At 68.6% G+C, this 12,011-nt stretch carries 13 protein-coding genes; 8 read left to right on the top strand and 5 right to left on the bottom strand.

Annotated features, from left to right (window positions below; all coding sequences use genetic code 11):
* The 4 genes from VF536_RS17725 to VF536_RS17710 form a co-directional block, all read left to right on the top strand.
* A partial coding sequence (locus tag VF536_RS17725; RefSeq protein ID WP_331616182.1) for a hybrid sensor histidine kinase/response regulator occupies positions 1 to 1,428 on the top strand: 1,428 nt, incomplete at its 5' end.
* Positions 1,429 to 1,485: 57 nt separating this feature from the next.
* Positions 1,486 to 1,665 (top strand): hypothetical protein, encoded by a 180-nt coding sequence (locus tag VF536_RS17720; RefSeq protein ID WP_331616181.1) that lies wholly within the window; start codon positions 1,486 to 1,488, stop codon positions 1,663 to 1,665.
* Between the two features lie 143 nt (positions 1,666 to 1,808).
* Entirely contained in the window at positions 1,809 to 2,141 is a 333-nt protein-coding gene (locus tag VF536_RS17715; protein ID WP_331616180.1) for a hypothetical protein, read from the top strand.
* 146 nt (positions 2,142 to 2,287) lie between these two features.
* Positions 2,288 to 3,610: a hypothetical protein gene (locus VF536_RS17710; protein ID WP_331616179.1), complete on the top strand. Its 1,323-nt coding sequence runs from the start codon at positions 2,288 to 2,290 to the stop codon at positions 3,608 to 3,610.
* 71 nt (positions 3,611 to 3,681) lie between these two features.
* On the opposite strand, the gene aceA is transcribed toward VF536_RS17710, so the two are convergent.
* Positions 3,682 to 4,980, bottom strand: coding sequence for an isocitrate lyase (gene aceA, locus VF536_RS17705; RefSeq protein ID WP_414710404.1), 1,299 nt, complete (start codon positions 4,978 to 4,980; stop codon positions 3,682 to 3,684).
* Positions 4,981 to 5,458: 478 nt separating this feature from the next.
* Here aceA and VF536_RS17700 point away from each other — a divergent pair, with 478 nt between their 5' ends.
* Complete coding sequence (locus VF536_RS17700) at positions 5,459 to 5,632, top strand: hypothetical protein (protein WP_331616178.1); 174 nt, start codon at positions 5,459 to 5,461, stop codon at positions 5,630 to 5,632.
* A gap of 95 nt (positions 5,633 to 5,727) precedes the next feature.
* Here the strand turns inward: VF536_RS17700 and VF536_RS17695 are convergent, their stop codons facing one another.
* From VF536_RS17695 to VF536_RS17685, 3 genes are all read right to left on the bottom strand, one after another.
* Positions 5,728 to 6,705: a tripartite tricarboxylate transporter substrate binding protein BugE gene (locus VF536_RS17695; protein WP_331616177.1), complete on the bottom strand. Its 978-nt coding sequence runs from the start codon at positions 6,703 to 6,705 to the stop codon at positions 5,728 to 5,730.
* 198 nt (positions 6,706 to 6,903) lie between these two features.
* Entirely contained in the window at positions 6,904 to 7,680 is a 777-nt protein-coding gene (locus VF536_RS17690) for an aspartate/glutamate racemase family protein (protein WP_331616175.1), read from the bottom strand.
* A gap of 29 nt (positions 7,681 to 7,709) precedes the next feature.
* The gene (locus VF536_RS17685; protein ID WP_331616174.1) at positions 7,710 to 8,609 is read right to left on the bottom strand and encodes an amino acid ABC transporter substrate-binding protein; all 900 of its coding nucleotides are present in this window, start codon (positions 8,607 to 8,609) and stop codon (positions 7,710 to 7,712) included.
* A 126-nt stretch (positions 8,610 to 8,735) separates the two neighbouring features.
* On the opposite strand from VF536_RS17685, the gene VF536_RS17680 reads away from it, so the two are divergent.
* Positions 8,736 to 9,617, top strand: coding sequence for a LysR family transcriptional regulator (locus VF536_RS17680; RefSeq protein WP_088408179.1), 882 nt, complete (start codon positions 8,736 to 8,738; stop codon positions 9,615 to 9,617).
* Here VF536_RS17680 and queG read toward each other — a convergent pair.
* A complete protein-coding gene (gene queG / locus VF536_RS17675) occupies positions 9,595 to 10,674 on the bottom strand; it encodes a tRNA epoxyqueuosine(34) reductase QueG (RefSeq protein WP_331616183.1) in 1,080 nt (359 codons plus the stop codon). The two genes, VF536_RS17680 and queG, sit on opposite strands and share 23 nt — an antisense overlap.
* 95 nt (positions 10,675 to 10,769) lie before the next feature.
* Between queG and tsaE the strand changes: the two genes are divergently transcribed.
* Complete coding sequence (gene tsaE / locus VF536_RS17670) at positions 10,770 to 11,276, top strand: tRNA (adenosine(37)-N6)-threonylcarbamoyltransferase complex ATPase subunit type 1 TsaE (protein ID WP_331616173.1); 507 nt, start codon at positions 10,770 to 10,772, stop codon at positions 11,274 to 11,276.
* A 37-nt stretch (positions 11,277 to 11,313) separates the two neighbouring features.
* On the top strand, positions 11,314 to 12,011 hold a 698-nt coding region (locus tag VF536_RS17665; RefSeq protein ID WP_331616172.1), incomplete at its 3' end, for an AMIN domain-containing protein.

The raw sequence follows: 12,011 nt of genomic DNA, 5'->3' as shown, positions 1-12,011 counted from the left end.
CCGGGCGGCGTGGTACTGCCGCTGGTGGCCGGCGAACGCACGCTCGGCGGGCTGCTGCTCGCCGAGCCGCACCAGCCGCCCGACTGGCCGACGCTGGAGGAACTGGCGGGCCGCGCCGCGATCGCCTTCGAGAACGCGCGGCTGTACGGCGCGCTGCAGGCCGAGATCGTCGAACGCCGCCAGGCCGAGGCCGGGCTGCTCGAGGCGAGCCGGCGCAAGGACGAGTTCCTCGCGATGCTGTCGCACGAGCTGCGCAATCCGCTGGCGCCCATCCGCAATGCGATCGAGGTGATGCGCGCCTTGTCCAACGACGACGATGCGCAGGACCGCGCCCGCCGCCTGGGCGAGGCGGTCGCGGTGACCGACCGCCAGGCCAGGCACCTGACGCGGCTGGTCGACGAGCTGCTGGACGTGGCGCGGATCAGCCAGGGCAAGATCGTGCTGAAGACCGAGACGCTGGATCTGCGCGACGTCGTGCGCCACGGCCTGGAGCCGGTGCAGTCCTTGATCGACGCCCAGGGCCAGCAGCTTCGCCTGCAGTTGCCGGACCACGCCGCGCGCGTACGCGGCGATGCGGCGCGCCTGATCCAGGTCGTCACCAACCTGCTGCACAACGCGAGCAAGTACACCGCCTCCGGCGGGCTCATCGAGTTGACGCTGACGCGCGCCGATGCCGATGCCGGCTCCGGTTCTCGTTCCGGTTCCGACCGTCAGGCGGCTTTCCTGCTGATCGTGCGCGACAACGGACGGGGCATCGCCGCGTCGCTGCTGCCGCATGTCTTCGACCTGTTCGAGCAGGGACCGCGCGGCCTGGACCGCAACCAGGGCGGCCTGGGCGTCGGACTGACGCTGGTGCAGCGCCTGGTGCAGCTCCACCACGGCCAGGTCGAGGCCCGCAGCGACGGCCCGGGACACGGTTCGGAGTTCCAGGTGCGGCTGCCCGCCGCCGAGGAGGAAGTCGCCATGAGCTTGCCATCGCCCGTCGCTCCTCCGGAACGGCTCGTGCCCGCCCACGACGAGGCGGGTCCCTGCCGCGTGATGGTCGTCGACGACAACCGCGACGCGGCCGACTCGATGGCGGTGTTCCTGGAGCTCGCGGGCTTCGCGACCACCGTGCAGCTCGACGGCCCCTGCGCGCTGGACGCGGCAGCCGCGTGGGCGCCGCAGGTGGTGCTGCTCGACATCGGCCTGCCCGGTCTGGACGGCTACGAGGTCGCGCGCCGCCTGCGCGCCGCCCCGGGAGGCGCGCAGGCCCTGCTGATCGCGCTCACCGGCTACGGCCAGCAGGACGATCGCCGCCGCGCGCACGAGGCGGGCTTCGACGTCCACCTCGTCAAGCCGGCGGATCCGGATGCGGTGGTCGAGCTGATCCAGGAATGGCGGCAGCGGGACGGCAGCACGCGGCCTGCGGAAACCACGACGCGTTGAACAGGGGCGCGCTGCCGGGCCACTACTTCGGGCCCGCAATCCGCAAGAACAACTTCCATGCCCCTTCACCTCCTCGGCCTTCTCGGCATCGGCGCCGCTGTCGGCGGCATTGGTGCCGCCACGAAAGCGGTCTCTTCCGTGGCCCGCAAGATTCCGTTCGTCGGACCGCTGATCGACGCGACCGCCCAGGGCGTCGGCCACATGTCCAGCGCGTTGCTACCGGGCCTTTTCAAGTAGCGACGACCGCATGAACCGGGGCCGCCATCGGCCCCCTCGTCCCTAGCCAGAACATCCAGCCAGGCCTGCTCCACCGGAACCGCGATCCGAGGACTGTCACCTGGCACGCGCTGCGGTGTCGTCCCCTTCTGGAGACCCACACCATGAACATGCAGTCGGCCTGGGGGCCTGCTCGCGCTCACACCCTGCCGCCAGACGTTCCGCCGGACGAAACGCCGCGCGTCACCCTCGGGCACCGCTTCCTCTCATCACGTCCCGAGGTGGTCGACGACTTCTCCGGATCCGGCTTCATGTCGCTGCTGCGGATGATGGCGCGCGTACGCAACCTCGACGGTCCGGACGACATCGCCAGCGGCGTTCCGACCGCGATGTCCAAGGCCCAGGCGCCTTACGTCGAGATGGGGCTGCTCGCCGCGTTCTTCCCGCTCGTGGCCGCCGCTGCGGTGGGCGCGGTGAAGTCGGCAACGGTGCGCTGAGCGACGCCTTCAACAAGCAGGCCGCCGACATCATCGCCGGACGCTTCGCACGCAACTGGCGGCTGGATACCGAGGAGACCACCTATCAATCGCATCGGGCGCAGCGATGCGAGGATGAGCGCCGGGCCGCCAAGCGCGCACGGACAGTGAAGCTCCTCACCGGCGTCGCCCTGCCGGGCATGACCGCCGGCGTGGTGGCGTCCGCGGGCAAGTCGGCGGCCTCGGTCGGCGTGAACGCGGCGCAGGCCGCAGGCAACCTGTCAGGACAGGCGGCGGCACAAGCGGCCCATCAGACGCTGGGCGCGGTGACCGGCGGACTCATGATGGGCGCGCAACTGGCCCAGTGCACCGCGGGTGTGCTGAGCTTTCGAGGCCATGTCGCGCAGCGTCGCCAGATCTGCCAGGACCGGGAGGCCCTGCGGACCATCGCGCCCCGCCTTCCCGAACGCGTGCCGCTGCTCCTGGCCCAGGACACGCGCTGCGCTCAGGCCGACAACGGCAGGAGCCAGGCCTGCGACCTCCTGCTGAGCAGCGGCCAGGCCCTGATGCTGGGCGCCGGTGTCGCGACGCTCGCCTGCCCGCCGCTGGCCCCGGCGATGCTGGTGCCCGGCATCGGCCTCACGCTGGCGGGAAGCATCGGGGCCGCCTTCAATGAGGCGCATCGCGAGCACCATCTCGGCGAAACCACGGCGGAGCCGCTGAAGACGCAGATGCGCCTGGGCGACCTCGGGCCCCGCCTGCGTGACAGGCCGCTCGGCCACGTCCTGCGCGAGGTCGCGGACCGGTTCGAGGCTCATCAGGACCTCGTCCCCTTGACGCGCCTGTGGAGCAACGTGCTGAAGGTGCTGAAGCAGGAACGCCGCGGCTGGCTTCGCAGGAAGTCGAGCGCGGGGGCCGAGCGATATCGCCGACTGGTGACTCGCAACGAAAAGCGCCGTGCCGCGTCGCCGCTGCTGGCAGCCGGCCGCGATCGGCTGCGTGCGCTGCGCGAGGAACGATATCCGCAGGCCTGGTTCGACGCACCGGCGTCCGTGCTCCAGGAACGGTTGGCGGCGGACATGCGGCAACATCCGGACTACGCCGCCGTCACGGGGCTGAAGACCTTCCAGCAGGAAGTCTTCTTCGCCACCGCCCGTGCGCTGGCACGACGCGCCGATTCCGCGACGCAGGCACTGTTCCATGACCAGGACGGGCGCCGCCTGAACACCTTGCGCGCCGATGAACGCTTCCTCCGTTTCCTGGCCGAAGACGCCGAGGCGCGGGCCCTGCACGTCCGCAAGCACAACGAGATCCTCGCGCGCCATCTCAAGCCGGTGGATCGCTTCGGACGCGCCGACTGCCGCGACGCGCTGACCGACCTCGCCCATGTCCAGGTGGATCGCGCGGCGCGCCACGGGCCTGCGCCCACCGTGCAGCGAGAGATCGTTCGAGCGGTCCGGGAAGCGCGACCGGCGCCCTCGGATCGATGAAAAAAGGGCTGCGTCCCAGCAGCCCCTTCCGGTTCACCGACCCCGCCTCGACGGGGCCTTCCGCGCGGCGATCAGCCGTGCTTCGCGTCGAAGAACTGTTCGTCCTCCGTCGAACCCTTCAGCGCCGCGGTCGACGCCTGCGCTTCGATCGTGGTGGTGACCGCGTCGAAGTAACCCGTGCCCACTTCGCGCTGGTGCTTCACGGCGGTGAAGCCCTTTTCGGCGGCGGCGAATTCGGCTTCCTGCAGCTCCACGAACGCGCTCATGTTGTTGCGCGCATAGCCGTAGGCCAGGTTGAACATCGAGTAGTTCAGGCTGTGGAAGCCGGCCAGCGTGATGAACTGGAACTTGTAGCCCATCGCGCCCAGCTCACGCTGGAACTTGGCGATGGTGGCGTCGTCCAGGTTCTTCTTCCAGTTGAAGCTCGGCGAGCAGTTGTAGGCCAGCAGCTTGCCGGGGAACTTCGCGTGGATCGCCTCGGCGAAGGCCTTGGCGAAGGCCAGGTCGGGCTTGCCGGTCTCGCACCAGATCATGTCGGCGTAGGGCGCGTAGGCCAGGCCGCGGCTGATGGCCTGCTCCAGGCCGTTGCGGGTGCGGAAGAAGCCTTCGACGGTGCGCTCGCCGGTGCAGAAGGGCTTGTCGTTGTCGTCGATGTCGCTGGTGACCAGGTCGCCGGCTTCGGCGTCGGTGCGGGCCAGCAACACGGTGGGCACGCCCATCGTGTCGGCCGCCAGGCGCGCGGCGACCAGCTTGGCCACCGCTTCACGCGAGGGCACCAGCACCTTGCCGCCCATGTGGCCGCACTTCTTCGCCGCGGCCAGCTGGTCCTCGAAGTGGACGCCCGAAGCGCCCGCCTCGATCATGGCCTTCATCAGCTCGAAGGCGTTCAGCACGCCGCCGAAGCCGGCTTCCGCGTCCGCGACGATGGGGGCGAAGTAATCGATGTCGCTCTTGCCTTCGCTCCACTGGATCTCGTCGGCGCGCTTGAAGGTGGCGTTGATCTTCTTGACCACCTTCGGCACCGAATCCACCGAGTACAGCGACTGGTCGGGGTCCATCTCGCCGTTGCTGTTGGCGTCGCCGGCGACCTGCCAGCCCGACAGGTAGATCGCCTTCAGGCCGGCCTTGACCTGCTGCATCGCCTGGTTGCCGGTCAGCGCGCCCAGCGAGTTGATGAAGGGCTCGGTGTTCACGAGGTTCCACAGCTTCTCGGCGCCGCGCTTGGCCAGCGTGTGCTCGATGTTGATGGAACCGCGCAGGCGGACCACGTCGGCCGCCGTGTAGCCGCGCTGGATGCCCTTCCAACGGGGGTTTTCCGCCCAGTCCTTTTCGAGGGCGGCGATCTGCTGTTCGCGGGTCAAGGTCGTCATGGTGAGCTCCTGCTGTTTCGAGTGAAGTTGCAAAACCGATGACTCAAATCTAGACGTAGCGCCGCCTGAGGTGTTGATCGATGTCTTATATAAGACTTATTTTTTAATCTTTGCAAATCAATGACTTGCAAAACAAAAACCGGATCGTGAGAGTAAGTCTTCCATGATGAGAAATCTTGCGGCGCTGCAGCACGCCGGTTTTTTGCATGCCGGCAAGTTCTTTTCATGATTTGAAATTTGTCCGTCTCTCGTCGGTTGGCGCAACGACGCCCCACCTTCATGCAGCAGTCACTCCTGCATTTGCAGCAGTGGTTCGCCCATCGATGACAACGCGCGATGCGACCTCATCCGACTGCTTGCTGCACTAGAGCATTCATGCCGCGATCTGAATTCAGACCGCCGCGCGCCGGGAAACCGGTCGTGCTCCGCGGCACCGTGGCGACCTCCCGATCGCGCGGCGGCTCACAAGGAGAAGACGATGATTGGTGCAATTCTTGGTTCGCTGCTTCCGAAGGCAGCGGAAAGCGTCCTGGGCGGCGCGGGTTCCTCGGGCGGCGGTCTGTCCACCATCACCAAACCGCTGACCGATCTCGCGGGCGGCGGCGTGATGGGTCTGGTTCAGAAAACGCTGGGCGGCCTGTTCGGCCGCTGATGCAGCGCACATGACAAAAGGGGCGTCCCATGGGACGCCCCTTTTCCTTGGCGGATCGATCGGGAAGACCGTCCCGCGCGGTCGTCAGTCGACCTTCAGTCCAGCTTGAGCTTCTGCTGCTCGACGACCTTCTTGTAGACCGCGTACTCGGCCTTGATCTGCTCGGTGAACTGCTCCGGCGTATTGCCGATCACGATGGAGCCGGTCTCCTCGATGCGCTTCTTGACCTCGGGCATCTCGACGGTCTTGCGGGCGGCCTCGTTGATCTTGGCGACGACTTCCTTGGGCAGGTTCTTCGGGCCCAGGATGCCGTAGTAGGCCATGCGGTTCACGGGCTCCAGGCCGAGCTCCTTGAAGGTCGGCACGTTGGGCAGCACGGCCAGACGCTGCGGCGCCGCGACGGCGATGGCCACCAGACGGCCATCCTTGATGAAGGGCAGCGCGGACGGCAGGTTGTCGAAGATCATCGGCACCTGGCCGGCGACGGTGTCGTTGAGCGCCGGGCCCGCGCCGCGGTACGGGATGTGGGTGACGAAGACACCGGTCAGGCTCTTGTACAGCTCCATCTGCAGATGACCGATGCCGCCGGTGCCCGAGGTCGAGTAGCTGTACTTGCCGGGGTTCTTCTTCAGCTCGGCGACGAAGGCCTTGTAGTCCTTGGCCGGGAAGGACGGATGCACCGCGATCACGTTGGGCGTGGCCGCCAGGTTGATGATGGGCGTGAAGTCCGTCAGCGGGTTGTACGGCGTCTTGGGATTGATCGCGGGGTTGGTAGCCGTGGTGGACACGGTCGCCACGCCCAGCGAGTAGCCGTCCGGCGCGGACTTGGCCGTGTCGTTGGCGCCGATGATGCCGCCGCCGCCGGCCTTGTTCTCGACGATCATCGTCTGGCCCAGCGGGCCGTTGATGTGCTGCGCGACGACGCGGGCCACGATGTCGGTCGTGCCGCCGGGCGCGAACGGCACCACCAGCTTCACCGGCTTGGTCGGGTAGGACTGGGCCAGCGCCGCGGCGCAGGACAGCGACAGCGTGCTCAGCAGCAGGCCGTGTTGGAGGATCGAGCGACGGTTCATTGGGCTCCTCGTCTTTTGAACAATGGGTAACGTGATCGGAACAGCTTAAGTATGTCCCCTTGGAGCCCGGCCTAGCGGAACTACGTAGAGCCCGCGTCGCAGGGGCGGGAAACCCCTGGCGCGGCCTGACGCGGAGTTCGGGAGTTCCGATGTCGCTCAATGGACGGCGATCAACGGGGGTCGATCAACGGGGGTCGATCAACGGGCGCCGGTCGGGTCGCTGTCCCGCTTCGCCCATTCGACGGCACGACGTGCCAGTGCCGCGGTCGCGTCGATCACCGGCAGCCCTGCCGACGCGGCGTCCAGCACCAGGGGAATCTCGGTGCATCCGAGCACGAGGGCGCCCGCACCGCGGGCCTTCAGACGCGCCGCGGCCGCGGCCAGCAGCGACGCGGCCGTCGCGAGCTGCCCTGCCTTGACCGCCACGATGCCGGGCTCGATCAGGTCGATCATCTCGCCCGCCGTCGGCAGCAGCCATTGCACCGCCCTGCCCTGCGGCGGCCGGCGGTTCAGATAAAGCCCGGACGCCAGGGTCGCATCGGTGGAGAGGAGCCCGACCTTGCCGCCTTCCGGCACGAGTGCGAGGGCTTCGGCGATCGCCGCGTCGACGAGGTGGATCATCGGCAGGCCCAGCGCCTGTTCGAGCTCGTCGAACCAGAGGTGCGCGGTGTTGCAGGGCACGACCACCACGCCCGCGCCCGCCGCGGCCAGGCGCCGGCCGCTGACGATCATCGCGGCGAGCGGCGACTCGCCCTCGCCGCGGAAGGCCGCGGTGCGGTCGGGCACCTGCGGGATGCTGCTCACGACGACGGGGATGTGCTCCTGGTCCGTCGCGGCGGGCGTGGCGTCCAGCAGCTTGCGCATGAAGTCGACGGTCGCCAGCGGCCCCATGCCGCCGAGGATGCCGACGATGCCCGGCGCGGCGGGCAAGGCTGCGCCGTCGCCGCGCGCGCCGCGCGGTGTGGTGTGCGTCATGACGGGGTCAGCTCGTGATCGGCTCGTGATCAACGCGCGGGCTTGTCCGACAGCGCCTGCAGGTTCTCCTGCAGCTCGCGGCTCATGGGCGCGCCCAGCGTGATGCCCTTGGGCGGGATCGGCGACTGGAACCACTTCTTGTAGAGCGCCTCGAACTCGCCGCTCTTCATCAGCCCGGACAGCGTGGCGTCGACCAGCTTCTTGAACGCCGCGTCGTCCTTGCGGACCATGATCGCGTAGGGCTCGACCTGGACGGGCTCGCCCACGACCGCGAGATCGGCCGGATTGAGCGCCCCGGCGCGCAGCCCGTACAGCAGGATGTCGTCCATCGCGAACGCGTCGGCCCGGCCCGACTGCACCAGCAGCGCCGCGTCGGCGTGGTCCTTGGCGCTGATCAGCTCGAAACCCAGGTTCTGCTCCTGGTTCATCCGGCGCATCACCTGGAAGTTGGTGGTGCCCGTGGTCGACACGACCTTCTTCCCCTTCAGGTCGGCGAAGCCCTTGATGGACGAGTTCGCTTTCACCAGCAGCCGTGTGCCGGTGTAGAAGTAGTTGATCGCGAAGTCCACCTGCTTGGCGCGGTCGCTGTTATTGGTGGTGGAGCCGCACTCGATGTCGATGGTGCCGTTGTCCAGCAGCGGGATGCGGTTCTGCGAGGTCACCGACTGCGTGGCGATCTTCAGGTCGGCGCGGCCGGTGACCTTCTTCACCTGCTCGACGACCTTGCCGCAGATCTCCCAGCCGAAGCCGGTCGGTGACCCTTCGGCACCGAGATAGGAGAACGGGATCGAGGAATCCCGGTACGCGACGGTGATGACGCCGGAGGTTTTCACCTTGTCGAGCGTGCCGGCCGGTTGGGCCGCGGCGGACCCGACGGCGGCGGCGATCGCGATGGCCAGGACAAGCGCGCGGGGAGCGGACATCTTCATGGCGTTTCCTTTCTCGGAGGGTTGAAGTGTGCAATGACCGGACGATAGTGACCATCGCCTGTCCCGTGCATCGGGATCGCGCCGCTTCGTATAAGCTGGGCTTATGTTCATCGGCTGACTGCATCCATGCGCCTGAAGCACATCGAGGTCTTCCACGCGGTCATGCTGACGGGGTCCGTGAGCGCGGCCTCGAAGCTGCTGCACGTGACGCAGCCGGCGGTGACCCAGTCGCTGCAGCTGGCTGAGTTGCAGCTGGGCTACGCGCTGTTCACGCGACAACGGCGGCGCCTGATGCCAACACGCGAGGCGCAGGCCCTCTACCCGGAAGTGCAGGCGCTGATGTCGCAACTCGAATCGGTGCGGCGCATGGCCACGGCGCTGGGGACCGGCGAGGGTCAGGGCTTCCGCATCCTGATCGTGCCCTCGCTGGCGGTGAAGGCGCTGCCCCAGGCGCTGAAGGCCTTCCGGCGCCGCTATCGCGACCTGCCGATCAGCGTGCGGACGCTGCACTCGAACGACATCGCGCGAGCGATGCTGCTGCAGGAGGGCGACGTCGGCATCGTGTACGGGCGCCCGTCCCACGCGGCGTTGTCCGACGAGCTCGTCGCCACCGGGCGGCTCGTGTGCGCGTCGCCGAAAGGCAGGACGGCTGCGGACCGCCGCACCACGGTCGCGCTGCAGGACCTGCTGCGGGAGCCTTTCATCCGCATCGACGAGCGCGACCCGCTGGGCGCCGTGCTGGCCGATCAGTGGGCGCGCCTGTCGCTGTCGCCGCGCGCCGGCATCACCGTGCAGACGCACCACATCGCGATGGTGATGGCGGAACAGGGCTTCGGGCCGGCCATCATCGATTCCTTCACCGCGCAGGCCAGCGGCGGCGACCTGCACATCCGCACGCTGCTGCCGGAAGTCCCGGTCGAGGTCCGCGCGGTTCAGCCGCAGGGGTTGCGCTCGCCGCAACCGGTGTCGGACTTCATCGCGGCGTTCAGGCAGGCGATCGAGGAATGAGGTCCTGCGCGAGCGCCCACGCGATGTGCTCGGCCACGACGGGCGTCGCTGCCGGGAGCGCCGCGCGCAGCGCCGCCAGCAGATCGACGCGCAGATCCGGCGCCAGGTCTTGCCTCAGCGCGTTCCCCATCGCCACGGCGATGTTGCGCTGCCAGCGTGCGTGGCCGATGCGGCGGATCGCGGAGCCTTCGGTGCGCTTGAGGAAGGTCGCCTCGTCCCAGGCGAAGAGCGTCAGCAGCGACGCGTGACCGAGCGGCTCGCGCCAGTCGAAGTCCGGCAGCGCGTTCCTCCGTGCGAACTTGTTCCACGGACAGGCGAGCTGGCAATCGTCGCAGCCGTAGATGCGGTTCCCGATCGCCTCGCGGAACTCGAGCGGGATCGGCCCGTCCTGCTCGATCGTCAGGTAGCTGATGCAGCGCCGCGCGTCGAGCCGGTACGGGGCGATGATCGCCCCGGTCGGGCAGGCGTCCAGGCAGGCGCGGCACTGGCCGCAATGCGCGGTGACGGGCTCGCTGGGCGGTAGTGCCAGATCGAGGTAGATCTCGCCGAGGAAGAACATCGAGCCGCTGTCGCGATGCAGCGTCAGCGTGTGCTTGCCGCGCCAGCCGATGCCGGAGCGGCTGGCGAGTTCGACTTCCAGCACCGGCGCGGAATCGGTGAACACGCGGTGCCCCATCGGGCCGACGTGTTCCTGGATGCGGTCGGCCAACTGCTGCAGCCGCTGGCGCAGCACCTTGTGATAGTCCCGGCCGCGCGCATACAGCGACACCTGCGCGCGCGCCGGGTCGCGCATCGCGGCCCATTCGCGGTCCTGCCAGTCGTCGCCGGCGGCTTCGGGGAGGTAGTCCATGCGGGCGGTCAGGATGCTGATGGTGCCGGGCACCAGCTCGGCGGGCCTGGCGCGTTTGAGGCCGTGGGCGGCCATGTACTGCATGTCGCCGTGGAAACCGGCGTCCAGCCAGGCCTGCAAACCTGCTTCCGCATCGCTCAGATCGACGTGAGCCACCCCAATCTGTGAGAATCCGAACTCAAGCGCCCAGGCGCGGACCTCGACCATCAGCGCACGCAGCGCGTCGGGGTCTCGGGAGGGGCCGGCCGCGTCTTCGGAAGACGCGTCGGGCCTTGGGGTGTTGACCAGGGAATTCATCGCAGTTGAGCATTCTAGAAACCCGCCCGTACCGTTGGCCCGATGAGGCCGCCTGCGAACGTTTCGCCCAGGCGTTGGCCCGCTGTCCGCAGATCGCGGATCTCAGCATCGAACTCGACGGCGGCCTGGGCGCCGGCAAGACCAGCCTGGTGCGCCATCTGCTGCGCGCGCTGGGGGTCACCGGCCGCATCAAGAGCCCGAGCTACGCGGTGGTCGAAGACTACGCTCCGCCGGGCCTGTCCGGCCACCCCGCCCATCATTTCGATTTCTACCGCTTCAGCGATCCGCGCGAGTGGGAGGACGCGGGCTTCCGCGACCTGTTCGCCGCGCCGGGGCTCAAGCTCAGCGAATGGCCCGAGAAGGCGGCCGGCATGCTGCCGGCGCCGGACCTGCGGCTCCTGCTCCAGGTCAACGACGACGACAGCCGCGACGTTCGTGCTGAAGCGCGCACGGCGCGGGGTCAGGCCTTGCTGGCCGAGCTGGACCGGCAGCTCGCCGGCCCTTCCGACTGATCCGACGGCAAGCGCCCTGCCTCACATGAACGCAGACATGAACGGAGACATCAACGGAGATATGACCGGCCTGCCCTCCTTCACCATGGACACGACCGTCGACACCGCGCCGGCTGGCGCCGACCTGCCGTCCCGCGGCCGCCGCAAGGCCCTGGGCCGCATGGGCGCGACGGTGCTGAGCTTCTCCGTGCTGCCCGCCGTGCCGGCGTTGGCCGCGAGCGCCGCCAACATCGTCGCGGTGCGGGTCTGGCCCGCGAGCGACTACACCCGCGTCACCATCGAGTCCGACCGCCAGCTGGCCGCGAAGAGTTTCATGGCGGCCAATCCGGACCGCCTCGTGATCGACATCGACGGGCTGGAGCTCAACGCCGGCCTGAAGGAGTTGCTGGGCAAGGTCAAGCCGGACGATCCGTTCATCGCGGGTGTGCGCGTGGGCCAGAACCAGCCGCGCGTGGTGCGCATCGTGCTGGACCTGAAGCAGACGGTGGCGCCGCAGGTGTTCACGATCGAGCCGGTGGCGGCCTACCAGAACCGCCTGGTGCTGGACCTGTATCCGACGCGCGAGCGCGATCCGCTGCTGGATCTGGTGCGCGGTAAGGAAGCCGCCGAGACGGCCGCGGCGCAGTCGGTGAACGACGCGCTGGGCGAGCTGATCGGCCGCATCGACCGGCCGCTGACGGCGGCCTCCTCGGCCGAGCAGGCCGCGAGCGCCGCGGCGACGCCGTCGCCGCGCCC

Origin of the sequence: Roseateles sp. (genome assembly GCF_036486225.1) — a bacterium.
Classification (GTDB): Bacteria; Pseudomonadota; Gammaproteobacteria; order Burkholderiales; family Burkholderiaceae_C; genus Roseateles.
The sequence above is the reverse complement of the archived record's forward strand: the minus strand, read 5'-3'. Positions and strand labels throughout refer to the sequence as shown.